Raw genomic sequence first — 24,865 nt, forward strand, 5'->3', positions numbered from 1 at the left:
TACCCTCATCCTACCACGACTCGATTTCGAGCGAAAACGACACGCTTTTCTGGAAAATTGTTTCACTAGGATTTCACTAGGTTTTTCGATACAATACAGACGTAAGCGCTTCAATATACGATCACTTTTAAGGGGGAACGAGAATGATTCCATACAAACATGAACCATTCACAGACTTTACAAACAAAGAGAACGCCGCAGCTATCCAAGCGGCGATCGAGAAAGTCAACGGTGAGCTCGGAAAAGACTATCCGCTCGTAATCGGTGGGGAGAAAGTTACGACGGAAGGCAAAATCACGTCTTACAACCCGGCCAATAAAGAAGAAGTCATCGGTCACGTCTCGAAAGCGAACCAAGAGCTCGCGGAGCGTGCGATGCAAGAAGCACTCACAGCGTTCGACTCATGGCGCCATGTCGACCCGGCCGTCCGTGCCGACGTCTTGTTCAAAGCGGCGAACATCGTCCGCAAGCGCAAGCACGAGTTCTCGGCTTACCTCGTCAAAGAGGCAGGCAAGCCTTGGAACGAAGCGGACGCGGATACAGCGGAAGCCATCGATTTCATGGAGTACTATGCACGTCAAATGCTCGAGCTCAAACCAGGCAAGAAAGTCGAGAGCCGCCCGGGCGAATATAACCGCTATGACTACATCCCACTCGGGGTTGGGATCGTCATCAGCCCTTGGAACTTCCCGTTCGCAATCATGGCAGGGACGGCCGTTGCGGCCATCGTTGCCGGTAACACGATCCTCTTGAAACCAGCATCGACGACACCGATCGTCGCTGCGAAATTCGTCGAGGTCATGGAAGAAGCAGGTCTTCCGAAAGGTGTCCTCAACTTCATCCCAGGACCAGGCGCAGAAGTCGGTGACTATCTCGTCGACCATCCAAAGACTCGCTTCATCAGCTTCACAGGTTCACGTGACGTCGGCTTGCGCATCAACGAGCGTGCCTCGAAATTGAACGACGGCCAAATCTGGCTCAAACGCGTCATCGCAGAGATGGGCGGAAAAGATACGATCGTCGTCGACGAATCAGCGGACCTCGAACTCGCGGCCCAGTCAATCGTCAAATCGGCGTTCGGCTTCTCTGGTCAAAAATGTTCGGCATGTTCGCGCGCCGTCATCGTCGACAGCGTCTATGACACAGTACTTGATCGCGTCGTCGAATTGACGAACGAACTCTCGGTCGGCAACACGGAGCAAAACGAACACTTCATGGGACCGGTCATCGATGCGGCCGCGTTCAAGAAGATCACGTCGTACTTCGACGTCGCCAAAGAAGAAGGCAAAATCGTTGCCGGCGGTAAAGCTGACGACTCGACAGGTTACTTCATCGAGCCGACGGTCGTCGCTGACGTCGCACCGAAAGCACGCCTCATGCAAGAAGAAATCTTTGGACCGATCGTCGCCTTCACGAAAGCGAAAGACTTCAAAGAAGCGATTGACATCGCCAACAACACGGAATACGGTTTGACGGGTGCCGTCCTCACGCGTGACCGCTCGAACCAAGAGTACGCGCGTCAGAACTTCCACGTTGGGAACTTGTACTTCAACCGTGGTTGCACAGGCGCCATCGTCGGCTATCAGCCGTTCGGCGGGTTCAACATGTCAGGGACAGACTCGAAAGCAGGCGGACCGGATTATATCCAGCTCCACATGCAAGCAAAAACGACGTCTGAGACGTTCTAATCCAAAAGCCCGGCTCATCTGAGCCGGGCTTTTGTCTGGAATAGGGGATCTATGAAGGACGAAGCCGTCGCGCTTCTTGCCTCAATCAAATGGTAAACGGAGTCTGAGCGTTACGCTCTACCTGCCCCGCCTCGTAAATGGAATCAAACACAGTGGAGAAAAGCAGATCGTGATTCAAAAACAGATTGAACAAGTGAGGATCGAACGCACCTTCCATTTGACCCATGATTTTCAATGTCTCTACATGTGAATAAGCGGGTTTATATGGCCGCATAGTTCGTAACGCATCATATACATCGACGATGCTTACAATTCGCGCCGCAAGCGGAATTGCTTCTTCAGATAGACCATGGACATAACCTTGCCCATCCCATCTCTCGTGATGATAGAGCGCGATGTCCATCGCCATCTGGGTAAAGGGATTTTCCGGAAATTGCCGATGGAGCTCTCCAAGCACTTCGCCCCCAACTCGAACATGTTCTTTCATGAGTTGCCATTCCTCTTCAGTAAGCCTACCTTGTTTTAACAAGATCGAATCCGGGACGGAAATCTTTCCAACGTCATGTAGCGGTGCTGCCAGACGAATCGCTTCGACGAACATTGGATTAACTTGTGCACTCGATTCCGTTAAAAGAAGCTCCGCCAAACTTGTCGCGAGCGCTTGTACTCTTTCAATATGATTACCGGTATCGTTATCGCGCAAACCAGATAAGCGGAGTAACGTCTTGACTAGCCCCTCCTGATACTCGTGTAACTGTTTGTCTTTTTCTTCTAGATTGTACGAGAATCGTTCGCGTTCATTCACATGTTTTAATTGAGCGTTCAGACGTAGCAATACTTCTTCTGGGTGAATCGGTTTCGTAATGTAATCTTGCCCTCCCACTTCAAAAGCACGCACTTTATCATACGACTCGGTCAGCGCACTTAGAAAAATGACAGGGATATTTGGATTATATCGTCTCCGAAGAATCTCACAGACTTCATATCCGTTCATATCAGGCATCATGATGTCCAATAAAATCAAGTCGGGTTGCACTCGCTCCATCGCCTGTAACATCAATTTACCGTTCGGGTAAACACGTACGTGGTAATCGGCCTGATGTAAAATGTCGTATAACAGCCGTAAATTGGCCGGTGTGTCATCGACTACAAACACGATTCGTTTTTTGGCTTCACACATCAGCTTCCCCCCTTAACGCTTGATGAAGCAGACGATTTGCGAGCTCGTAATCAAATTGATCAATCGCTTCCCATATCGGTTGTAAATGAGGTGTCTCCATCCGGTAATCGCTCACCAAGTGTTCAATCGTTTCCACATCCCCTTCTTGAATGGCTGTGTACACGTCGGACAACATCGCTTGTGAATCCACGATGATGGTATTTCGGTGCCGATGCATGACCTCGAACAATAGGTTTGGATGAAATGGCTTCGAAATGAACGCACTTGCGCCTGACGCAAAGGCTTTTTGGCGATCTTCGTCGAACGCGTTGGCCGATATGATAATGATTGGTGGACAATTAGCATGCGATTTGAGTCGAGTAGCTACTTCGATTCCATCTAGATCAGGCAACCGAACGTCCAATAAGATCATATCGTAGCGCTCTGTTCGAACTTTTTCGAGCGCAACGTTGCCTAAAGAAGTCAAACTGACTTTGCAGCCAACCGCTTCGAGTAGTTCTTGTAAAATATCTTGTTGGGCTGGCGTATCCTCGACGACTAGGACGTGCATGTTTGAAAATCGAACGTCCGTCCATGTCTCCGACTCTGAATTGACGGTCTCCACTCTCTCATTCTGTTCGAGCGGGAGAGTGAATGTAAACCGACTACCGTGTCCAACGCTACTCTCCACTTGAAGATCGCCTCCAAGCAATGTAGCGTATTGCTTGCTGATTGGAAGCCCTAAACCGGTGCCCTGCTGTTGGTCGGTATACTTTTTTTGATAGAACGGTTCGAACAGTAGCTCCAGTTCTTGCCCTTCGATTCCCCGACCGGTATCTGTGATGATGAAACAAAGTTGACTGGCGGAAGCCGAGACCTTGATTCGGATCCTTCCTCGGTCCGTAAACTTCAACGCATTATGAATGAGATTGATTAAGATTTGTTTCACTTTCGTCGGGTCACTCCCGATTTGATTTGGAACACATTGGTCCACTTCAACCAATAGCTCGATACCTTTTTGATACGCCATCATTTCGAACATACGATAAAGATCCTCGATCATGACAGGAAGTGAGATGGTTTGTTTCACGATCTGTACATATCCCGATTCGATTTTTGACATATCTAAAATTTCATTAATGAGCATCAGTAAATGTTCGCCATTTTGGAGAATGTCTTCGACACGTCGTTTATTTTTTTGATCTAATCCTTCTTGTTTGAGTAAATGGGAAAATCCAAGAATCACATTTAACGGGGTTCGAATTTCATGGCTCATATTGGAGAGAAATTCACTTTTGGCAATGTTGGCCCGTTCCGCTTCTTGCTTCGCGACAATCAATTGCTGGTGAATCATTTCACGTTGCGCTTCAACCCGGTGACGTTCGACTGCCCCGAGAAGTGCATTGCTAAAATCTTTTAGTACGTTTTGTTCATGTTTCGAATACGTTCGTTCTTGCATGACAGAATCGAATCCAACGAAGCCATGACAGTAATTCCCGCTCATCATCGGAACCGCGAGAAGACTTTGAACCTGTTGAGGCTCGAGAATTTGTCGGATCCCACTTTCAACGGGTAATGCTTCGACTTGAGGAATGTACATCGATTCGCCTTTCATATGGGTATTCACCCATTCAGGAAGCGCATCTAACGGGACGTTCTGTAAATTATCCAACTCGGACGAGACGCCTGGTGCACACCACTCAAATGTATTGTGACAAAGTTTCTTTTCGAAATCATAATCAAATACATACACCCGATCCGCTTGAAAGTAACGCCCTAGTTCTTCCAAAGAATGATTCACCCGCTCCGAGAAATCGTCCAACGATGTAGTTAAAAAACGATTGAGTAACAAAGACACTAAATGATGCAATTCTTCTTGCTTCCGCAACTCATTTTCCAGTGCCGTAATGACGTGCCTCATCCAAACCCCTCCATCATTCTCATATATATAAGTATCGGTTATCCAACAGAGATTTTGAGTCTTTTTAACTATTTTAAACTGGGTATAAATAACTAAAAACGAGTTTCACAGACTTCGCTTCACGTTCGATTGCGGGCAAATGACGGGAAGCGCCAATCTATCATCCTGACACGACCGTCTCCATAGCATTTCTTTCAGTTAATGTCAGACAGAGCTCCTCAATCCCTTCACACACATAAAAAAGAAGAACCAAATTGCGATATGCGACTTGGTTCTTCAACAGCCTGAGGAGCGACAGTCGTTCTTTTTTAAAATTGTTTCATTAAGTTCGCCATCTCGATGGCCGCCGTTGCCGCTTCCCAGCCTTTGTTCCCAGCTTTCGTTCCGGCCCGCTCGATTGCTTGCTCAATCGTCTCTGTCGTCAAGACGCCGAAAATGACCGGTACTTCTGACTGGTAACTCGCCTGGGCGACACCTTTCGCTGCTTCGCTGCAGACGTAGTCGAAGTGTGGTGTCGCGCCGCGGATGACGGCACCGAGTGTGATGACGGCGTCATACTTCTTGCTCATCGCCATCTTCTTCGCGACGAGCGGAAGTTCGAACGCTCCCGGGACGAACGCGAGTTCAACGTCGTCTTGTTCGACGCCGTGGCGCTTCAACGCATCCTTCGCCCCGTCGAGCAAACGCATCGTGATGAGATCATTGAACCTTCCGACGACGATTCCGACTTTCAAGCCTTTTCCGACCAAGTTTCCTTCGATTGTATGCATCATGATTCTTCTCCTCCAAAGTGGTTCATTTTTTGTTGTTTCGTCAATCTATACTGCTCGTTCGCGGCATGGGCGCCGACAAGAATCGGGACCCGTTCGATGACCGTGAGGCCGCACGCTTCCAAGGCGTCGACTTTTTCTGGGTTGTTCGTCATGAGCCGGACGTTCGTGATGCCGAGGTCACGCAACATGGCTGCGCTGACCCGATAATCGCGTAAATCAGCGTGCAGACCGAGGGCAACGTTCGCCTCGACCGTATCAAGCCCTTGTTCCTGTAACTCGTACGCCTTCAACTTGTTGAGCAGACCGATGCCGCGCCCTTCTTGACGCATATACAAGATGACACCGCCTTCGGCCTCCACTTTCGCCATCGCGGTATCGAGTTGCGGCCCGCAGTCGCAACGATACGAGCCGAACACGTCGCCGGTCAGACATTCGGAATGAATCCGGACGAGCGGTGCGTATTCGAGCTCACCTTTGACGAGCGCGACGTGTTCTTCCCGATCGAGGACGTTCCGATAACCAATCAATCGGAAGTCCCCTTTCACCGAGGGGAGCGATACATCCGCCTCTCGTTCGACGAGGTCCGTCTCCATATAACGGACGAGCGCCTCAATCGTGATGAATTTTAAATCATGCGCTTCCGCGACGCGTTCAAGGTCCGGCACCCGGGCCATCTCGCCGTCCGGGCGGATAATCTCACAGATGACGGCGACCGGTTCACTGCCGGCGAGGCGCGCCAAATCGACCGACGCTTCCGTATGTCCGCGCCGGACCGAGACGCCGCCTTTTTTGGCGATGAGCGGGAAGATATGTCCCGGACGTTGGAAATCGGCCGGACGGGCGTTGATGTTCGCGAGTTCGCGCACCGTATGGGCCCGTTCGCCCGCCGAGATGCCCGTCGTCGAATCGACGTGGTCGACACTGACCGTAAATGCCGTGCCGTGCGGGTCGGTACTGTTCGTGACCATCGGCTGCAAGTCGAGCCGGACGGCCACTTCCTCGGCGAGAGAAGCGCAGACAAGCCCTTTCCCTTCCGTGATGAGGAAGTTCATCGTCTCTGCTGTCATTTTGTCCGCGAGCACGACGAAGTCCCCTTCGTTCTCCCGGTCCTCGTCATCGACAACGATGATGGGGCGTCCCTTCTTCAAGTCTTCGACTGCTTCTTTGATTGTATGGAACATTACCATCCCGCCTTCCCATATCCTTGTGACGCGAGCGATTCAAGCGTCATCGGTTTTTGACTTACGAGTTTTTCCATATATTTAGCCAACATGTCACATTCCAAATTGACCGCGTCCCCGGCCTGCTTCATCCCGAGCACCGTCTCACTGTACGTGTGCGGGATGAGCGACAACGTGAATCCGCGTTCCGTCACGTCAAACACCGTCAAGCTCGTCCCGTCGACCGAAATCGAACCTTTCGGGACGATATAGCGGAGGAGCGATGGCTCACAGCTGATGTCGACATAGACGGCGTTCGCGAGCGACCGTTTTTTGACGATGCGCCCGACGCCGTCGACGTGACCCGAGACGAAGTGACCGCCGAAGCGTCCGTTCGCGGGCATGGCCCGCTCCAAGTTGACGCTCGTGCCGGGGCGGACCCCGTCGAGACTCGACGCCTTGAGCGTCTCCGGCATGACGTCGACCGAGAAACTGTCACGGTCGAACGTCGTCACCGTGAGACAGATACCGTTGACAGAGATGCTGTCACCGAGTTTCACATCCTCAAGCACGACCTTCCCGGCAAGCGTGAGCCGGAGGGATGGCCCGTTCCGTTTCACTGCTTTCACACTGCCGATTTCTTCAACGATTCCCGTGAACATCGGACTCCTCCTTTCGCATGATGAGCTTGATGTCGGTGCCGACCGTCTCGACCGATTGCACGTCATACCGCTCGATCACATCGAGCGGACCGTCATGATGCGAGCGGTAGAAACCACCCTTGCCACCGAACACGCGTGGCGACTGATACATGACCCACTCGTCGACGAACTGTCCGTCCAAGAGCGAGGTGACGAGCGTCGGTCCCGCTTCGACGAGCAGGCGACCGATGCCGCGTGCGTAGACGTCTTGCAGGAAAGCGTCGAGCGACGTGTACGCCGCGAGTTCGACGCCACGCTCGATAAACGCGTCCCGTTTCGATACATCGTCAGACGTCGTGTAGAGCAATACCGGCACATCGTTCGCCGTCCGGACGAGCTGACTCGAGAGCGGCGTCCGCAACTCCCGGTCGAGCACGACCCGGAGCGGTTGCGTCGTCTCGCGGTCGAGCCGGACGGTGAGCGCCGGATCATCGGCGAGCACGGTGCCGACACCGGTCAAGATCGCATCGACCGTCGACCGCAGTTCATGGACGTCCCGTCTCGCTTCGGTCCCGGTCACCCACTTGCTGTCACCAGTATCGAGGGCGACTTTGCCGTCAAGACTCGTCGCGGTCTTCAAGACGACGTAAGGCCGTCTCGTCTCGAGCGAACGCAAGAACGCCACATTGAGCGCTCGTGCCTCACGCTCGAGCAGTCCGACCTCGACTTCAATCCCGGCCGCTTTCAATCGAGCGATGCCCTGTCCCGCCACGAGCGGGTTCGGATCGCTCATCGCGATGACGATCCGCTTGATGCCCGACTCCACGACTAAATCGGCACACGGCGGTGTCTTGCCATGATGCGAGCACGGTTCGAGCGTGACGTACATCGTCGCGCCATAGGCCGCGGCCCCGGCCATGCGGATGGCGTGCACTTCGGCGTGCGCTTCCCCCGCCTTCAAGTGGGCGCCGAACCCGACGACCCGACCGTCCTTGACGATGACGGCTCCGACACGCGGATTGACGCCGGTCGATGAGGCGGATTTGGCCAATTGGATGGCTTGTTGCATGTACTGTTGCATAATCTCCCTCCTTGTTTCGTACAAACAAAAAGACCTCAAGGAATGATCCTCAAGGTCTCGGTGGGAGCCGTTCATCGTCATTTGGGCAAGCCAAATAAGCGTTTTCTTTACAGAAAAACGTACGACGAACTACAGGTCGCATGGACCTGTCATGTTTCCTTCTCCCATCCAGACTATACTGTCGGCTCTAGAATCGCACTAGATCCACCGTTCGCACACGTGCGCCCGGGTCACGGACTTAAGGCTCGCGCCCATCACCGCCGGTTGGGACTTTCACCCGACCCCGAAGGAATATTTGTTTGTACGTTTCCACTTTAGCGCAAAAATAAATGGATGGCAAAACGAAATGCGCAAAAAAAGCGCCGCTCGTATGAGCAGCGCCCTGTAAATCAAGCCAAGAATAAAACGACGAGGAGTCCGACAATCCAGCAATATAACGAGAAGTATTTGAGCTCGCCTTTCGCCATGATGTGTTGGAACCACTTGAGCGAGATGGCCGTGAGCGCATACGAGGCGATGAACGCCAAGATGAGCGGTCCGAACAAATCACGTGTCTCTGGATTCGTGAACAACTCCGGTCCATCTAAAATCGTCACCCCGAGACTGATCGGGATGAAAAGGAAGAACGAGAAACGAAGCGCCGACTCTTGCTTGATGCCGAGCAACATCGCCATGACGATTGTCGCCCCGGAACGGCTGATGCCTGGGATGAGCGCGACCGCTTGGGCGAGACCGATCAAGATGGCGTCGCGGAGCGTGATGCCGCTGTCTCCTTTATTCCCTCGCATATTCCGGATGAACCAGAGCGCGACCCCGGTCAAGATGAGCGTATAACCGACCGTGGCGACGCCACTGAGCTTCTCGCCAATCCAATCGCCGAACAGGACGCCGAGCACACCGGCTGGGACCGTGGCGACGAGCAAGAGACCAATGAACTTGACGTCGACCATCGTCTCGTCACTGCGGTCCTTTTTAAACAAGAACGTCCACAGACTGACGATGAGACGGATGACATCCTGCCGATAAATCGTCAAAACAGCGAGTAATGAAGCAAAGTTCACGAAAATCTCGAACGAGAGTCCTGGTAATTGAATATCAAACAGCTCTTGGAAGATGACCAAGTGACCGCTCGATGAGATTGGAATCGGCTCGGTGAACCCTTGAATCAAGCCGAGCAGCAGATAAAATAACCATATTGTCATATCGTATTATCCTCTTTTCTTTTTTACATCAATTCCATTATTTTAGCAGACCGTCCGTTTCACTGACCACCCTTTCAAAAAAAATCGTTATTTTCAAAACTTTCATTTGATTAGTCTGAAAATTAAATTTATTATAGAAGAGTACTCAACTGGCGCGACGGTGATGACCCCATTGGCCAGTTGGGTACTTTTTTCGTACAGATTATTACATATTAGCCACGATAAAACTTTTTGTTTACAATTGAATCCATTTAATATTAAATTTGTAATAGAACTGTTACCATTTTTTCAAAGTGCTAACAGGACTTTAGACCTAACAGTTCATAAAATCAGTTTAAAAAAACTTGAGCAATGCACTTATAAATTATAAAAACTGGCCGATAGTATGATTGTAGAAGCAACTTCGTCATCTTTATCGGTTCAGATATGAGTCCATGGAAGGAGGAACCATCATTGAGTCAAACGTTATCCACTAAATCCCACCACTTGTCCACCGAACAGCAGAGGATGATTCACTGCATTCGGCTGCTCGGCGACTTGTTGAAGGAACGTCCACGACGCTCTGTATATCGTCGCTTCGCGATGGAACAAAGCTGGCCGTCTCCCGAGTCGATTATCCGACAATTCGGGTCATGGGCCGAGGCGCTTGCCATCGCCGGCTACGAATGGCACGGCGAGGCGACTGTCGATCTCCCGGACAAGATGCCAAAGTACACGCGTGAAGATATCATTGAGACACTCGCCCTCTACTCACGCGACATGGGATCGATTATCACGCTCAAAAAGTATCAGGAATGGCGCAAACTTCATCCGAAGGCACCAAGCCATTACCATATCGTCAAGACGTTCGGTTCGTGGCATGACGCCTGCGCCGAAGCCGGACTTGAAGCGAGTGTGACGTACTCGAAATCCGAGCTCTCCACCGCACTCCGTGAAGCGATTCACGAGATGGGTTTCTCTCTTTCATTCGAAGCGTATCGCGAATGGGCAAAACGGAACAACAAACCATCCACAAAAGCGATTCTTCATCGCTACGGTTCATGGTCAGCTGCGATTCACGCGGTCGAGTCAGAAATTTTCAATCAGAAATTATAATCTTTCATTCATAAGGAGGACGCCGGGTATCCGGTGTCCTCCTTTATTGTGATAACAATTGATTGCTTGAGTATAGAGGATTTCCACCTCAGCCGGCACCCTCCGTTCCTGGGGCGCTGCGGATGCCTCCGCAGCGCGTGCCGCGCTTTACGGGGTCACCCTTGCATCGCTCTCCCCTAGGAGTTCGGGCGCCGGCCTTGGTTAGCAAATCCGAACACATATCACCTGCGTTACAGACAAATCTCAAATGATAGAAACTGGTTAAGCTTCATGTCTGTTCGAGTCTAGTCATGGCGGAACAGAAGTAAAGGAGAATCTCGATGATTGAGATTCTCCTTTTTATCATTGAATCCGTTCCGTCGACGTGTCGCGATAATGGGCGACACGGTCCCGGCCGTTGAATTTCGCACCGACGTACATGGCCCGGTCGGCATTGCGTAACAACGTATCGAGGTCCTCATACTCATGAATTGTCTCGATGCCGATACTCGCCGTCACTTGGACCCGAATCCCTTCGGAGCCGAATGGATGGACGCGAAGCGCTTGGCGAATCTTCTCCCCTGTCACGAGGGCGGCCGCCTCGTTCATGCGCGGGAAGACGAAGACGAACTCCTCGCCGCCGTAACGAGTGACGAGATCCCCGCTCCGGACGAGACGACTGAACAGCGCCCCGGCCTCGATGAGCACTTCATCTCCGAACGCATGACCATACGTGTCGTTAATCGACTTGAAGTGATCCAAGTCGACCAAGAACACGGACAACGGATACGACGCGATATCGTTCAACCGCGCCTTCGTCCAACGCTTGAGCGCCCGTTGGTTCGGCAACCCCGTCATCGGGTCGGTCAGGCTCTCATGCTGGAGCCGGTTCCGCTCGTCAATCCGTTCGAGTGACCAGGACAAGGTTTTCAACAGACGATGAATTTCGACGGCAATCGCTTCTTCATATGCGCCGTTCGCCGTCGTCGAAATCATGCAGCTGACGGCGTTCGTTGTGCTCGACACCGGCTGGATGACGAGGGCTGAATGATGCAGCTCGGTCTGGTGCGCTTGCAGGTCGGGATGCCACTCATGGAGCGAATCGTATACGAAATATGGTTCTTCCGCATCGCGATGCCGTTCGAGCGTAAAGGCGTCGCCAATCGGTTTCGACTTTCGTCCGCTGACATCGTAGAACGTGCGGTCGCCGGTTCGATTGACTTGCAGCCAGCCGCGCTCGAGTTCGACGACTTCCCTTAACCCGTTCCAAAACTTCTCGATGAGCAGTTGCTCGTTATCGACCCGGTAGAGCTGTTCTTTCAAACGTTCGACTTGGTCGATTTTCGATTGCGTCTCCTCGGTCTCGGTCGCTTTGGACAGACCCATCTTGAGGAGCGACAAGATGAGGAACGTCGCCATCAGGCCGGTATAGCCGAACAATTGGAACGCCTCAATCGCGACCATCGTGAACAACAGCTCGAGCGAGATGACGAGCCAGTCGAACCGGAGCAGACGCCACATGATCGGGAGAGGAATCCGTTCACCGATCAAGAACCGTGATAAGAGGAAGCTGAATCCTAGGACGAGGAACAAGACGGCGAAGAAGCCGAGTAACGCCGTACCTTGTTCGAGCAGATGGACGTTCGGTCCAATCTCTCCGCCAAGACGCAAATAGACGAGACCTGGAAAGACGAGCAGCATCGCCTCAATCAACGTGTTGAGCGGATAGAAATGTAAAAACCGTCGCCGTCCAACTTTGTTTGTGAACGTCCGGGCCTGGAACGTTAGCAACAAGAGTTGCCCCATCAGCAGGGCCGGGAGCAGACCGTACAAGAAGAACGTCATAAAGACGAACATCTCATGGAACGTGAAGTGCAAGTGCCGCCGCTTGAGCGGGTTCATGACGAACAGGGCGCCGAGTGTAAAGATGAACCAAAACAACGACCAATCGAACGTCCCGATCCCGAGCCACATATAGGCGAGAATCCCCATGAAGACGATCGACCACGAGAACCAGCTCCTGACGAGGTACTTCCGAAATCGCATCGTCTCCCCCCTTTCCTTTTCCGTTATCATTCTTACACAGTATGAAGGTTCTTGGTTGAAGATTCCAGCCGTCGTTTGAAAGTTTTGACAATAAAAAAAAAGACCGCGACTTTCGTCACAATCTTGTGGTCACTTCGCTTTTAAAAATGAGATGCCGATCGAGCCCGACCCTGTGTGCGCCCCGAGAAGCGGTGCGAGCGTATCGACCCGAATCTTGGCTTTGTCACCGAGTTCCCGTTTCCACGACTCGGCCAGCTCGGGCACATTCCCGTGGAAGATCGAGACGTCCGTGCACTTGCCCGAATCGATGGCTTGACGGAGCGCTTCGAACAGTTGCGCCTGCGCCTTTTTGTAGGTTCGAACCGTCTGATACGGGACGATGAGCCCGTCTTCGAAGCGGAGCACCGGTTTCAACTGCAACATGTTGCCGATGAGCGCTTTCGACTTCGAGATACGTCCGCCCTTTTGCATCTGCGTCAAGTTTTGCAAAATCAACTCGATGCGGACATCCTCGACACGTTGTTTCATATTCGCTTCGACGTCCTCGAGCGCGTCACCGCGTTCGACCCGTTCAATCAACTCTTCGAGCATAAGTCCCATCGTATAGATCCCGGCCCGCGAGTCAATCGCGAGCAATTTGAACTCAGCGATCTCTGCACCTTGGACCGATGCCGAATACGTGCCGCTCAAGTCGGATGACAAGTGGACGGCGATGCCCATGTCATATTGGTCTTTAATTCCTTCATACAATGTGACGAAGTCGCCAATGGCCGGTTGGCTCGTCGAGACGCGCTCGCCCGCATCAATCCATTCGTAAACGGTCTTGGCATCGACCTCGACCCCATCTTTATACGGTTGATCACCTTTGACGACGTAGAGCGGGACGATGTGAATATCCGGGTGGTGCTGAATCGAATCTGGAAGGACGACGGTGCTGTCCGTGATATAAGCAATTTTCATGTTAAGGCTCTCCTTCAATCAAAATTAGTACCTGGTAATATTATTTTATCACAGGTGAAGCGGTTTCACTATTTTTTCAAAAATTGATTTCCCTTGAAGTTTCACATATTCCCGTCCAGATTGCGCTTGAAACGGGTAAAAGATAGCATCGGACAAAGGAGGAATTGGCATGATTCACATCGAGCACGTCAATAAAATCTATAAGACCGGGGATGTCGAGACGGCTGCGCTGAAAGACATCGCGTTGACGATTCAGGACGGCGCGTTCGTCGTGATCTTGGGACCGAGCGGGAGCGGCAAGAGCACGCTGTTGAACGTCATCAGCGGACTCGACACGGTGACGTCCGGGACGATTACGTTCGGTGATACCGTCCTGACCAAGTTGTCACCGGAACAAATGACCGCGTTTCGGCGCGACCATCTCGGCTTTATCTTTCAACAGTATAATCTTCTCCAAAATCTGACCGTCTATGAAAACATTCAAATCGGGGCCGATTTATCTGACAACCCGCTCCCGATCGATGAGTTGCTTGAGCAGGTCGGACTGACGGCCGCCCGCGACAAATATCCGTATCAACTGTCCGGCGGCGAACAACAGCGCGTCTCGGTCGCCCGCAGCCTCGCCAAAAACCCGTCCATCGTCTTCTGTGACGAACCGACCGGGGCGCTCGACGAGGACAACTCGAAACGGGTGCTCGAACTACTTGAACGGTTGAACAAGGAGTATGACAAGACCGTCGTCGTCATCACGCACAACCCCGGCATCAGCGAGATGGCCGATGACGTCATCAAAATGAACTCGGGTCGAATTATTGAATTGACGCACAACCCGATCAAACAATCTGCTCGTGACATCCACTGGGGGTGAGACAGATGCTTTATAAAAATGTATGGAAGACGCTCGCCGGAAAATGGATGCAACTTCTCGCCATCGCCGTCATTATCGTTATGAGCTCGCTCACGTACACGATGATGTTTTACGGCATCAGCGGCATCGAAGTCCCGACCGAGGAATATCTTGCGTCATCGAATCAAGAAGACTTTGCCGTCGAGATGCTCAACCGCGTCACCGAAGAAGAGGCGGCTGCGCCCGAGTTGGCTGCCTTTCTCGCCTCCGGGAAGTACACGCTCGCCGACTTGAAACAAGCCGACGCGGAAGCGTTCGATGACTTGATGGTGGCACGCCTCGACGCCGTCGAGCGCGAGTTGGGCGACGTGACGCTCGAGCTTCGCTCCACGAAGCTATTCAATTACACGTTCGATGACCGCGAACATCGCGGGCTCGTTGTAAAGGATGCGGACGCCATCAACCTGTCCTATCTCGAGTCAGGTCGTCGTCCGAGCTCGGACGATGAGGTCGCCATCAATACGAAATCGGCTGAAAAGAACGGAATCAAAATCGGTGACACGATTGATCTCGGTGAACCGTTCACGGTGACCGGGTTCGTCCTGTTCCCGGACTACACGTTGCCGCTATTCGACGACAATTTCTTCAATCTCGACCCAGGCACACAGACGCTCCTGCTCATGACAGATTCGGCCTATGAGGCGATGAACGGGAACGAATCGTTCCGTCTGGCCGGTGTCACCGATGGGACGGTAGTGACGGACGTCGAGCTCCCATTCGTCATCTCGGTCATGGAGACGGAGAATATCATGCGCAGCGGGGCCATCTATAGTGAAATTTCTTCCGGAAAGGCGATGGCACTCGGTTTGAGCCTCTTCATCGTCTCGATTGCCGTCATCATCGTCGGCATTCTGATTTCGAACATGCTCGAGTCTGAACGTGGCCAAATCGGTCTCTTGAAAGCGATCGGCTATAGCCGTCGGCAAATTGCGACGCCGTATCTCATGCTCATTTTAGCTTTCGCGACCATCATGCTCATCGCCGGGTATTTCCTCGGCCTCTATTTCGCCGACCCGCTCAAAGACTTATATCTGGACTTTTATCTCTTGCCGTCCATCACCATCGCCCAAAGCCCATTTGTTTTTCTCACGGCGGTCTTCGCCCCGCTTCTCTTTTTCGCACTCGTTGCCGGGGCCGTCATTTATAAACTCATGGGTGAGAGCGCGCTCGCCTTACTTTCGCCACGAGACAACTTGTCGCTCAATCGTCTCAGCCGGTTCGTCAGCCGCCTGCTCCGCAACGCCCGCGGCAAGACGAAGTTCAAATATTTGTACGCCGTCAAAAGCACGGGCAGTTTCATCATCTTTTTCCTCGGCATCCTGTTCTCGACGCTCCTCATCGTGTTCGCTCTCATGATGAACGGCGCCGTCGATCGGATGACGGTCGGAGAGATTGGCGAGGCCGACTATGCGTACGAGGCGTTCACGACCACACAACCCGAACTTCGTGACGGTCAAGAACCGTTCCTCACCTATCCGTTCGCCTTTGTCGAAGACAAGCTCGTTACGTTGAAAGGGCTCGATGAAGCGAACACGCTCTACCGTCTCGAAGACGAGAACGGAGATAGATTGTCGCCGGAAGCAGACAGCATCATCGTCAGTGCCTCGCTCGCCTTGAAGCTGGGACTCGAGACCGGGGACACGCTCGACATCGAACTTGACGACGAGATGCTGTCGTATCCGATTCGCGAGATTGCTGACGAATATATGGGTGACACCATCTATTTGTCACGCACGAGTTTGAGCGACCAGCTGACCGACGGGGAGACAGATAAACTGTTCAACGGCATCTATGCGACCGAGCGACCGGACGAGACCGACTATGCGACGATTTTGTCGCGCGACAGCTTAATCGACCAATCCACCTCGATTAACGAGTATATGAACTTGATGATGAACGTCATGATTGCTGGCTCTGCCTTGATTGCCTTCAGTATCCTGTTCGTCTTGACTGCGCTCACGGTCGAGAAAAACTATTACGTCATCTCGCTGTTGAAAGTGATGGGCTATGACCGCCGCGAGGTCCGATCGATGATTTTGAACAGTTACTTCATGTACGCGCTCGTCTCGGCATTGCTCAGCATCCCGATTGCCCTCATCGTCTTGCGGGTCATCATCGTCGTATTCGCGGAAGACTACGGCCTCGTCCTACCGCTCGAATTTGAATGGGTGTATGTCGTTTACACGCTCGGGGCGGTCACCCTCCTCTTCTTCGCGAGCACGTTCGTCAGCCGTCGTAAAATCGATCAAATCCCATTACAAGAAGTATTAAAGACGTATCAAGAATAATTTGTCGCCAAATAGGGCATAATAAGAGAAGAGACCGGGCCTCTCCCTGTGAGGGGCCTGACTATTAGAAGAAGAGGATGATTCTTATGAACCGTACACAAGTATTGCTCGCTATCCCAGGAAACTGGTCATCGGCCGAGGCAGTCAACGAACAAATCAGTTTACATAGTGAAGGCTACACAATGGCCGGCCTGTTGTTGTTAGAAGACGAGACCGGAAAAGCGTTCACGGTCGAAGTCGTTGAGCGCGACCCAGCCCTCGCCGAGGCGATGATTCATGCCAGTTCAGGTGGCTTCACGCCGAAAATCGCGAAAGGGCTCGCCCGTCATACGCACATCGTCTATTTGATTGTCGACGTCAACGACGTGTCAGACATCGCGGCAGCGCGCCGTGCGGCCAACGCCATCTTGAACGCCGGCGGCCTCGGCGTCATGGTTGAGACGGCGGGTGTCGCCTATTCGAAAGACGAGTGGCAGGAGTCGAAAGAAGAAGATCTCGCCCTCGACTACTCGCTGTTGACGGCCATCACAGAAGAAGAAGACGCTTACGTCTCGTGGGGCATGAAAGCGTTCGGTCATGCCGACGTCGCCGTACCGGCCACGCTCGAGATGGAAGATGCGATTCACGTCGTCCACTCGTTCAACTTCCACCTCATCTCGGGTGGTTCGATGTTCGGAGACGGTGACAGCTTCACGTTCGAGGACGGCAAGACGTTCACGGTCGAGATGGGCGAAGACGAGCGCACGTCCATCGACAACTTGCTCCATAACCCGTTCGGTTTGATTTATCTCGTGCCACAGACAACTGAAGCATAAACAAGATAATCGATTGAACTAAACAAGAGCTCACAGACGTTCGTCTGTGGGCTCTTGTTTTGGTTGCGGCGGCATATCGAGCGACAAGAAGTAATGCGCGCACCCTTCCCATACGAGTTGTTCACTCAACAATTCGAACGAGGTCCGGAAGAACGCTCGGACGTCACTTGACCGCCCTGCCTTCTCCAACGATAAAAAACATTCGCTCATCTTGGCGTCGTAGTAGGCGTCCGTCGGTTGTAGCCGTTCCGAGTCAAGCTCGGTGTATTGGAACGGAGACGGCAAGATGAAGAACATCGGCCCATCGACGGAGTCGTCGCCGAGCCAAAACCCGAACTCGATCATGTGCTCATCGAACGCCGCTTTCTCAATCAGTTTGTCTTCCGGGAACGGCTCGGACTCCCCGTAGACGATGATTGACGAGACGTCGAACGTGCCCCAAAACAAGGCCGGTTTCACTTTTCGGCATCGGAGCGGGGCGAGAAATGCCGCTTGTTCCCGCGCGGCATATTGGAACAATCGCACTCCTTTCTGCGCGGCATCGGCATCGTAAGCAAGCGGCGCCTCATCTCGGTCCAGATATCGCAATTCTCGCATCTCCTGCGTCTTCGGATTGAGTTCGAGTCGAACGCCGGACGCTTGAAGCGTACCGATGATTTCGGAGTAATACGTTTTGAGCGATTTCCCGTCCTCAAGCGGAAACATCGTCCGATTTGATTCGACGTGCACCGTGATGATTCTGGCCGCAACATCGATGTCCACCTCGAACAACGTCTCCCCGCTCCAGAGCGGCCCGGTCGAAAACCCATTCACGGTGAGCGGCAACGTGACGTGGGCCCATTGTGGTTCTTGCGGGGCGAGCCCGAGTTTGATTTTCCCTAAAATTTGCGACAACAGATGTAGTGTGAGCTTCGTGTCGGCCCATTCAGAGTGACGTATCAGCTTCATCTGCGTATCCCCATTTCTTCATCCAAAAAGTGACGCAACTACTGTCCTGATTCCCCGTGTCCGGCTCCGACAATCAAAAAATCCACAGACCCGTGTCTGTGGACTTAGCTGCGCATCTCTTGGAGACGTTCGAGTTGATGGGTCAGTTCGCCGATTGGGACGAATCGGGCCCGGCGGAGCGTTTCTCTGCCGTCAAGGAAAAACAGGACGACCGGTACGGTGAAAATCGAGTAGGCGCCGGCAATTTCCGGTACCTCGTCCGAATCGATGGCAATCGCCTCGATATCGGGAAACTCCGTCAACATCTCTTCGACTTGCGGTTTGAGCGAGTGGCAGACGCTACAGGTCGGATGCGAGACGTAGACGAGCAATTGGTCCGAGCCTGCAATCCGGTCCTGTAACGCCGTGAGCGTGGTGACAGCTTCCATCGGACTTCCTCCTCTTCTAATTAAGCGTTGAGCCAGAGAATCCCGACCGTCTCAAAACCTGCGTGGACGGCAATCGACGGACAGAAACGCGTCTTGACGATTTCAATGTCTGGCAATTTCGCTTGAATGAGCGCGACGATGTTGTCTTGCATCTCCGGCGCGAGTGCCGTCTGGACGAAGACACGGTTGTTGTGAATGCCGTTCGCGGCGTGACGGCGTTCGAGCTCGGTCACCATCTCGGCGTATGCTTTCTTGAGAGACCGTGCTTTTTTGAACGGGATGACTTTCCCCGTCTCATCGAGCGTGATGATCGGTTTGATGTTCAAGATATTGGCGAGAAACATCTCGCCTGACGAGACACGGCCGCCGCGGCGCATCGTTTCCATGTTGCCGATAATCATGAAGAAGTTTTTCTTGTCGCGCCACGCTTCGAGCAAGGCGACAATCTCTTCGACCGACTTGCCTTCCGCCTCGGCGGCGAGACCGAGACGGACGAGTTCTTGTTGCGCTTCGAGCGCTGCGTGCGAATCGACCGTATATACTTTGAAGCCAGCCGCTTCGGCCGCTGCACTCGAGTTTTTCACCGTCGAACTCAAGCCATTCGAGCAGTGGACGGCGATCGCGCAGTCATACCCTTCCTCTTTCAAGCGCTCATAGCGGGCGATGAAGTCGCCGAAGATTGGCTGAGACGTCTTCGCCTCCTTCTTTTGATCAATCATATAGCGGTGCAAGTCTTCGATCGACAAGTCCACTTCGCTGTAGCCGCTGCCGTCGACAATCAGTTGAATCGGGACGATATCGACACCGAGACGGGCCGCCTCTTCCTTCGAGAAATTGGCCATACTATCGGTAATCCATGCGATTTTGGTCATAACAAAAATCCTCCAATGGTCGTTCAATTTTTTCCTTTCTCATTATACCTTATTTTTTGGATTCGTTCCTTTCCGACTGATTCAGACGAAAAAAGACAGCTCGACTCATCGTCGCGCTGTCTTCGGCTTCGACTCATCGTGTCGAAATCAGTTTCGTATGGGCAAACTCATCGTGCGGCAATTCCATGTCTTTGCCCGACTTGATTTGTTGTAACGCTTTTAACAACGGCAGACCGAGTGTCGCCGGATAGACGACGTCTTTATACAACGTCCGCTTTACGACTTGTTCGAGCGAGAGCGGTCGCCCGTCTTGACTGATGACTTTAATCCCCACGACTTGGTCGCCAATTGTCTGGCCATTTTTGTTGAGTAGGAAGTACACTTCCCCGGCCATCGTCACGAGCGTCGGTAAATAGTAACGTTTCACTTCTTTTCCAGGAAACAACTTTTTCCGAATCGTCTTCTCGACGAGTTTCGCAGGCGTTTGAAAAATGAGTTGGTCAATCTGACTGGCAACGGCACGTTTCCAAATTGGGACTGCCACGTTCATCATCCTCTCGTTTCGGTTCTAGGCTTTAGATTCCTCTTTTGCCTTCGGTTGAAACGCCGAAAACGGACAACCCGAACGTGCGAACAAGTTCGGCGTCACAATTTTGTCATCATAATGGCGATGGAACACGTGCGTCGCGGCTGGTGACAGCGGCGGGATGAGCCAGCTCCATTTCCCGGTCACGTCGCGTCCTGCGTCCTGCTCGTTCTTCTCGAACCGTTTGAACTGTTTTGCCGCCGTGTGGTGGTCGACGATTGTCACCCCGGCCCGCTCGAACGACTGCAAGACGGCAACATTCAATTCGACGAGCGCCCGGTCGCGCCAAAGCGTCCGCTCTTTCGACGTGTCGAACCCGAGCGACGCGCCGACGAGCGGTAATAAGTTATAACGGTCCGTATCTGCCAAGTTGCGTGCCCCGATCTCGGTCTCCATATACCAACCGTTGAACGGGACCGAGGTGAAGCGCAGCCCGCCAATTTCCAGTTCCATGTCGGCGATGGCCGGAACGGCGTGCCATTTAATCGGCCGTCCGTCGAACAAGTCGTACGCCTCGTGCTGAATGTCGACCTCGAGTACCGCATCGTCCGGCAATTCATAGAGCCGAACGTCACGCCCATCCGTGATGAGCAACGGCAAGATGTCAAACGCAGTCCTGGCCCCGCTCCAACCGAGTCGTTCGGCCTGACGCGTCATTGTCAAGGACAGCGGATCGCCGATGATGCCGTCTTCTGTCTCATATGCCGCATACCGGATGAGTTGCGTGTTCAAGAGACGGAACTCGTTCGGGAGCACCGTCATCGTCGAGCGGATTTTCCCGCTGTTCGTTGCATAGCGCAGATGGTCGACAAGTGCCTCGAACACATCGTCGAACGTCTCCGCGTCACGGGCATCCCGGACGGTGAGCGTCTGCCAAAACAGACGGCCGATGCATCGGTTTGAGTTCCGCCAGGCGAGTTTCGCGCCCTCGGTCAACTCGTCGGTCGTGAGCGTATACGTTCCCGTACGGTCGATTTCTTTCGCAATCTCATCGAGCCGGTCCGTCTGATCGCCTTTTAGTTGTGAGAAAAAGTCTCGGGCTGCCTGAATGTCCATCTCATGTATCTCCTCTTTCGTTCTGTCCCTCCCATCTTAAGGGAAACCACACCCGTTTTCTACCCGGACGCGATAAAAAAGCAGGACGATGTGCGGGCTGTTCGATTGAACAAGCATGGGAATGATTTTTCGGAATCGCACATCGAACCGGATGGACATATAAAAAAACCAGAGGTCGTTTGACCTCTGGTGAACTACTTAACGTTGTTTCACGACGACCGAGCTGTAAGCTGGTACATCGACCGTGCCCGAGACGCGTTTAATCGCCTTCGTGCCCGCTTGTTTCCCATCGACGATGAGGTTCCATTGCCCGCTTGGCAATTTCACTTTGACCGTCTTGCCGTTGGCGTTGTGCGTGACAAACAAGTCTTTCTTTTGGCCTGGCGCTTTGTCATCGATTGAATAGCTGATGACGTTCGCTTCGGCTTTATAGAATTTCAAGTTTTTCTTAACGTCCGCTGCTTTTGTCATGCGAAGACCTGGGTTGTCTTTACGCATTTCGATCAAGCCCTTCATGTACTGGACGTCCGCCTTGCGGTCAGCGGCCCGTTTCCAGTCCATTTGGTTGATGCGGTCCGGCGATTTGTACGAGTTGTGGTCGCCTTCTTTCGTCCGCATGAACTCTTGACCGGCATGGATGAACGTTGTCCCTTGGCTCGTCAAGAGGATGCTTGACGCGAGACGGTGCATTTTCGTACGCGTTGCTTCCGACGTTTTCGCGTTTGTGAGTTCGAGCTTGTCCCAAAGCGTGTGGTTGTCGTGCGCCTCGACGTACGTGATTGCTTGCGTCGGTTCTTTCGTAAAGCCTTTGATGTCGGCGCTATAGTCAATCTCGCCGACGATAAATGTCTTGATGCGGTTCTCAAGGCCGGCTTTTCCGTTGATAAAGCCGTTGTCCGTGTCGATGAAGACACTGCCTTTCAGCCCGTCGCGGATGTTGTCGTTGAAGTGCGCGACGCCTGGCATCTTATAGGCGTTCTTTTGGTTCGCTTTTTTCGCCGGGTCGAGCGGCGTGCTGAGGTCCCATCCTTCGCCGAAGACGAGAATCGATGGATCGACCTTGTTCAACGCCGAACGGACTTGGTTCATCGTCTTGACGTCATGAATGCCCATGAGGTCGAAACGGAACCCATCCCAATGGTACTCTTGCGCCCAATAGACGACCGAGTCGACGATGAGCTTCTGCATCATCTTGCGTTCCGACGCGGTGTCGTTGCCGACGCCCGTTCCGTTCGCGAAGTCGCCGCCTTCTGTGTAGCGGTAGTAGTAACCTGGAACGATTTTGTGCAAGTTCGAGGCTTGCGCATCGAACATGTGGTTATAGACGACGTCCATGACGGCGCGCAAGTTGTTGTCATGGAGCCCTTGAATCATTTGTTTCATCTCGCGAATCCGGACTTTGGCGTCATATGGATTCGTCGAGTACGAGCCTTCCGGCGCGTTATAGTTTTTCGGGTCATAGCCCCAGTTGTACGAAGCATCCGGTTTCGTCTCATCGACCGAGGCCGTGTTATAGTCGTACACCGGAATGAACTGGACGTGCGTGACACCGAGGTCTTTCATATGGTCGAGACCCGTCTTCGTCGCCGTCTTCTTGCCGTTGACGAGAAGGCGTGTGCCTGGCTCGACGACGCCGAGATATTTGCCTTTGTTTTTGATGCCTGAGTCGTACTTGTCTGACGTGACGTCGAAAATCGACAAGTCGCGGACGTGCGTCTCATAGATGATGGCATCTGTCCGTTTCGCCAATTTTGGCTTCATCGCGTTCCAACGTTTCGGTTTCGTCTCGTTCAAGTCGACGACGACCCCTTGGTCCCCGTTCACACCGACCGCCGTCGCGTAAGGATCGACCGCGCGGACGCTACCTGATGCGTGCTTGACGTTGTACGTGTAGCCGATGCCGTCCAAGTCGCCGCGGACGTTTGCGACCCATGTGCCGCGCTCGCCACGTTTCATCGAAATCGTTTTCTTCAAATCTTTATCTGAAGCTGGACGTGTTTTCGGCATGTTCCATAGTTCGAGTTTCACGTCTTGAGCCGTCGGGGCCCAGAGGACGAACTGTGTTTTCGACTGCTTGTACGTCACGCCGAGTTTGCCGTCGTAAGCGTACTTCGCATCGAACTCCGGTGATCGGAGCACGTCGCCCGCTTGGAGCACTTTGTCTCCGAACGTTGGATGCTTCGCCGTGATGACCGCCGCCAAGTCGATGTCGGCCTTGAAACGGACCGTGACCGATTTGTCGCCTGACTTCTCAACCGATTCGACGGTCGCACCTTCGACCGTCAATTCACTCAAGAACTTCTCATCGATGACGCGGTTGAGCGTGAGCTCCGCTTGACGGAACGTGTCCGCCTCGAATGAGATGATTTTCGGTGAGCGATCGATTTCCGGCTCTGAGTAGTATATCGTCGAATCCCCTTCGACGAGCCAAATCTCTTTCGCCGTACTGAGCGCGAAACGGTCTTCGCCATCTTTTTCGGCCCATTCGCCTTTTTTCGTGACGAGTCCGATGAGCTTCTTCGCGTCCGGGTTGGCGAACTTCACGTTCGCGACACCACCGAATGCGTCCGTCTCATCAAAGTTGATGCTTTGACCGTCACTACCGTCTGGCCATGTCCAAAGACCCCAGTCCGTGTATGTATTGTCGTAACGGAAGTAATGAACTTTCATATCCACGTCCGTCGCTGCCGTTTCCCCGTCCGGGTTCGACGTATAGATCTTTGAGTCCCCTGACTTGATCCACACTTCGGCAACGCCGTCTTTAATCATATCGCTCGTGATGAAGCGGTCGTTCTCCGACCCTTTATCTTTCTCCCAGTTGTCCGTACGGACGATGAGACCGAGCTTCTCAGGTGAATCGACCGGGAATTCGTAGGCCGCCACCTTGCCGAAATCGTCCTCGCCGTTGAAGGCGAAGGCTTTATTCGGGAAATAATCTGGGTTATTCGCCCAAAGCCATAAGTTCCAATCTGTTTGATTGTCCGGCGCCTCTTGATAGTGAACGACGACGAGCGTCGACTTCCCCTTATCGAGAGCGGACGATGACATCGGAAACATTGAGAACACTAGTGCAAACGTTAGCACAACTGCCCATGCCTGTTTCCATCGTTTGTTAATCATGTGGGTCCCTCCTTGTAGCACAATTTTAGGAAAACGCTTACACAAAAAATTGTAAACGTTTCCTTTTCGGAATACAATGTTTTTTTAAACAATAGGGAATGACTCCTATCTCTTGCCTTGGACTGGAATGTGATGGCAAA

Annotated in this window: 20 protein-coding genes and 1 riboswitch; of the genes, 5 read left to right on the forward strand and 15 right to left on the reverse strand. The window is 52.8% G+C overall.

Translation table 11 applies throughout. The features are described from left to right. Positions 1-143: 143 nt before the first annotated feature. Positions 144-1,688, forward strand: a complete 1,545-nt coding sequence (pruA, locus tag KNP80_RS07875; RefSeq protein WP_021066482.1) for an L-glutamate gamma-semialdehyde dehydrogenase — start codon at positions 144-146, stop codon at positions 1,686-1,688. 85 nt (positions 1,689-1,773) lie between these two features. Here the strand turns inward: pruA and KNP80_RS07880 are convergent, their stop codons facing one another. The 7 genes from KNP80_RS07880 to KNP80_RS07910 all read right to left on the reverse strand — a co-directional run bounded on the left by KNP80_RS07880 (position 1,774) and on the right by KNP80_RS07910 (position 9,625). Further along, positions 1,774-2,868 carry an HD-GYP domain-containing protein gene (locus tag KNP80_RS07880; RefSeq protein WP_214832107.1) on the reverse strand — a complete coding sequence of 365 codons (1,095 nt, stop codon included), beginning with the start codon at positions 2,866-2,868 and terminating at the stop codon, positions 1,774-1,776. Next, positions 2,861-4,768 (reverse strand): GAF domain-containing hybrid sensor histidine kinase/response regulator, encoded by a 1,908-nt coding sequence (locus tag KNP80_RS07885; protein WP_214832109.1) that lies wholly within the window; start codon positions 4,766-4,768, stop codon positions 2,861-2,863. The genes KNP80_RS07880 and KNP80_RS07885 overlap by 8 nt, the downstream gene beginning before the upstream one ends. A gap of 308 nt (positions 4,769-5,076) precedes the next feature. After that, complete coding sequence (ribH, locus tag KNP80_RS07890) at positions 5,077-5,541, reverse strand: 6,7-dimethyl-8-ribityllumazine synthase (RefSeq protein ID WP_285800934.1); 465 nt, start codon at positions 5,539-5,541, stop codon at positions 5,077-5,079. Next, positions 5,538-6,722: a 3,4-dihydroxy-2-butanone-4-phosphate synthase gene (gene ribB / locus KNP80_RS07895; protein ID WP_214832111.1), complete on the reverse strand. Its 1,185-nt coding sequence runs from the start codon at positions 6,720-6,722 to the stop codon at positions 5,538-5,540. Before ribB ends, ribH begins: the two co-directional genes overlap by 4 nt. After that, positions 6,722-7,363 (reverse strand): riboflavin synthase, encoded by a 642-nt coding sequence (gene ribE, locus KNP80_RS07900; RefSeq protein WP_214832113.1) that lies wholly within the window; start codon positions 7,361-7,363, stop codon positions 6,722-6,724. The genes ribB and ribE overlap by 1 nt, the downstream gene beginning before the upstream one ends. After that, positions 7,344-8,423, reverse strand: a complete 1,080-nt coding sequence (gene ribD / locus KNP80_RS07905; protein WP_214718027.1) for a bifunctional diaminohydroxyphosphoribosylaminopyrimidine deaminase/5-amino-6-(5-phosphoribosylamino)uracil reductase RibD — start codon at positions 8,421-8,423, stop codon at positions 7,344-7,346. The genes ribE and ribD overlap by 20 nt, the downstream gene beginning before the upstream one ends. Positions 8,424-8,575: 152 nt before the next feature. Next, positions 8,576-8,718: riboswitch (FMN riboswitch) on the reverse strand. Positions 8,719-8,812: 94 nt separating this feature from the next. Further along, positions 8,813-9,625: an undecaprenyl-diphosphate phosphatase gene (locus KNP80_RS07910; RefSeq protein ID WP_214832114.1), complete on the reverse strand. Its 813-nt coding sequence runs from the start codon at positions 9,623-9,625 to the stop codon at positions 8,813-8,815. Between the two features lie 453 nt (positions 9,626-10,078). Between KNP80_RS07910 and KNP80_RS07915 the strand changes: the two genes are divergently transcribed. Next, positions 10,079-10,720 (forward strand): homing endonuclease associated repeat-containing protein, encoded by a 642-nt coding sequence (locus KNP80_RS07915; protein WP_235045171.1) that lies wholly within the window; start codon positions 10,079-10,081, stop codon positions 10,718-10,720. Between the two features lie 342 nt (positions 10,721-11,062). Here KNP80_RS07915 and KNP80_RS07920 read toward each other — a convergent pair whose 3' ends face one another. Continuing rightward, positions 11,063-12,745, reverse strand: coding sequence for a GGDEF domain-containing protein (locus KNP80_RS07920; RefSeq protein WP_214832115.1), 1,683 nt, complete (start codon positions 12,743-12,745; stop codon positions 11,063-11,065). A 129-nt stretch (positions 12,746-12,874) separates the two neighbouring features. After that, positions 12,875-13,705: a DegV family protein gene (locus KNP80_RS07925; RefSeq protein ID WP_214832116.1), complete on the reverse strand. Its 831-nt coding sequence runs from the start codon at positions 13,703-13,705 to the stop codon at positions 12,875-12,877. Positions 13,706-13,874: 169 nt separating this feature from the next. Here KNP80_RS07925 and KNP80_RS07930 point away from each other — a divergent pair, with 169 nt between their 5' ends. From KNP80_RS07930 to KNP80_RS07940, 3 genes are all read left to right on the forward strand, one after another. Next, positions 13,875-14,573 carry an ABC transporter ATP-binding protein gene (locus KNP80_RS07930; RefSeq protein ID WP_214832117.1) on the forward strand — a complete coding sequence of 233 codons (699 nt, stop codon included), beginning with the start codon at positions 13,875-13,877 and terminating at the stop codon, positions 14,571-14,573. A 5-nt stretch (positions 14,574-14,578) separates the two neighbouring features. Continuing rightward, a complete protein-coding gene (locus KNP80_RS07935; RefSeq protein WP_214832118.1) occupies positions 14,579-16,900 on the forward strand; it encodes an ABC transporter permease in 2,322 nt (773 codons plus the stop codon). Between the two features lie 86 nt (positions 16,901-16,986). Then, on the forward strand, positions 16,987-17,715 hold the full coding sequence (locus KNP80_RS07940) for a DUF4261 domain-containing protein (protein ID WP_251128827.1): 729 nt from the start codon (positions 16,987-16,989) through the stop codon (positions 17,713-17,715). Positions 17,716-17,745: 30 nt separating this feature from the next. On the opposite strand, the gene KNP80_RS07945 is transcribed toward KNP80_RS07940, so the two are convergent. From KNP80_RS07945 to pulA, 6 genes are all read right to left on the reverse strand, one after another. Beyond that, positions 17,746-18,663, reverse strand: a complete 918-nt coding sequence (locus tag KNP80_RS07945; RefSeq protein ID WP_214832119.1) for a DUF5996 family protein — start codon at positions 18,661-18,663, stop codon at positions 17,746-17,748. 104 nt (positions 18,664-18,767) lie between these two features. After that, positions 18,768-19,091, reverse strand: coding sequence for a thioredoxin family protein (locus KNP80_RS07950; protein ID WP_214832121.1), 324 nt, complete (start codon positions 19,089-19,091; stop codon positions 18,768-18,770). A gap of 20 nt (positions 19,092-19,111) precedes the next feature. Then, entirely contained in the window at positions 19,112-19,963 is an 852-nt protein-coding gene (locus KNP80_RS07955) for a DegV family protein (RefSeq protein ID WP_214832123.1), read from the reverse strand. Between the two features lie 133 nt (positions 19,964-20,096). Further along, a complete protein-coding gene (locus KNP80_RS07960) occupies positions 20,097-20,513 on the reverse strand; it encodes an RDD family protein (protein ID WP_251128828.1) in 417 nt (138 codons plus the stop codon). Positions 20,514-20,531: 18 nt separating this feature from the next. Beyond that, a complete protein-coding gene (locus KNP80_RS07965; protein ID WP_214832126.1) occupies positions 20,532-21,605 on the reverse strand; it encodes a nitric oxide synthase oxygenase in 1,074 nt (357 codons plus the stop codon). 198 nt (positions 21,606-21,803) lie between these two features. Next, complete coding sequence (gene pulA, locus KNP80_RS07970; protein WP_214832127.1) at positions 21,804-24,725, reverse strand: type I pullulanase; 2,922 nt, start codon at positions 24,723-24,725, stop codon at positions 21,804-21,806. Positions 24,726-24,865 lie beyond the last annotated feature (140 nt).

The organism is Exiguobacterium sp. E4787 (assembly GCF_018618375.1).
GTDB lineage: Bacteria > Bacillota > Bacilli > Exiguobacteriales > Exiguobacteriaceae > Exiguobacterium > Exiguobacterium chiriqhucha.

Excerpts from the sequence above, each read along its gene's own strand:
- pruA (WP_021066482.1), top strand. The coding sequence starts at position 144 with ATGATTCCATACAAACATGAACCATTCACAGACTTTACAAACAAAGAG.
- KNP80_RS07880 (WP_214832107.1), bottom strand. The coding sequence starts at position 2,868 with ATGTGTGAAGCCAAAAAACGAATCGTGTTTGTAGTCGATGACACACCG.
- KNP80_RS07885 (WP_214832109.1), bottom strand. The coding sequence starts at position 4,768 with ATGAGGCACGTCATTACGGCACTGGAAAATGAGTTGCGGAAGCAAGAA.
- ribH (WP_285800934.1), bottom strand. The coding sequence starts at position 5,541 with ATGATGCATACAATCGAAGGAAACTTGGTCGGAAAAGGCTTGAAAGTC.
- ribB (WP_214832111.1), bottom strand. The coding sequence starts at position 6,722 with ATGTTCCATACAATCAAAGAAGCAGTCGAAGACTTGAAGAAGGGACGC.
- ribE (WP_214832113.1), bottom strand. The coding sequence starts at position 7,363 with ATGTTCACGGGAATCGTTGAAGAAATCGGCAGTGTGAAAGCAGTGAAA.
- ribD (WP_214718027.1), bottom strand. The coding sequence starts at position 8,423 with ATGCAACAGTACATGCAACAAGCCATCCAATTGGCCAAATCCGCCTCA.
- KNP80_RS07910 (WP_214832114.1), bottom strand. The coding sequence starts at position 9,625 with ATGACAATATGGTTATTTTATCTGCTGCTCGGCTTGATTCAAGGGTTC.
- KNP80_RS07920 (WP_214832115.1), bottom strand. The coding sequence starts at position 12,745 with ATGCGATTTCGGAAGTACCTCGTCAGGAGCTGGTTCTCGTGGTCGATC.
- KNP80_RS07925 (WP_214832116.1), bottom strand. The coding sequence starts at position 13,705 with ATGAAAATTGCTTATATCACGGACAGCACCGTCGTCCTTCCAGATTCG.
- KNP80_RS07930 (WP_214832117.1), top strand. The coding sequence starts at position 13,875 with ATGATTCACATCGAGCACGTCAATAAAATCTATAAGACCGGGGATGTC.
- KNP80_RS07935 (WP_214832118.1), top strand. The coding sequence starts at position 14,579 with ATGCTTTATAAAAATGTATGGAAGACGCTCGCCGGAAAATGGATGCAA.
- KNP80_RS07940 (WP_251128827.1), top strand. The coding sequence starts at position 16,987 with ATGAACCGTACACAAGTATTGCTCGCTATCCCAGGAAACTGGTCATCG.
- KNP80_RS07945 (WP_214832119.1), bottom strand. The coding sequence starts at position 18,663 with ATGAAGCTGATACGTCACTCTGAATGGGCCGACACGAAGCTCACACTA.
- KNP80_RS07950 (WP_214832121.1), bottom strand. The coding sequence starts at position 19,091 with ATGGAAGCTGTCACCACGCTCACGGCGTTACAGGACCGGATTGCAGGC.
- KNP80_RS07955 (WP_214832123.1), bottom strand. The coding sequence starts at position 19,963 with ATGACCAAAATCGCATGGATTACCGATAGTATGGCCAATTTCTCGAAG.
- KNP80_RS07960 (WP_251128828.1), bottom strand. The coding sequence starts at position 20,513 with ATGAACGTGGCAGTCCCAATTTGGAAACGTGCCGTTGCCAGTCAGATT.
- KNP80_RS07965 (WP_214832126.1), bottom strand. The coding sequence starts at position 21,605 with ATGGACATTCAGGCAGCCCGAGACTTTTTCTCACAACTAAAAGGCGAT.
- pulA (WP_214832127.1), bottom strand. The coding sequence starts at position 24,725 with ATGATTAACAAACGATGGAAACAGGCATGGGCAGTTGTGCTAACGTTT.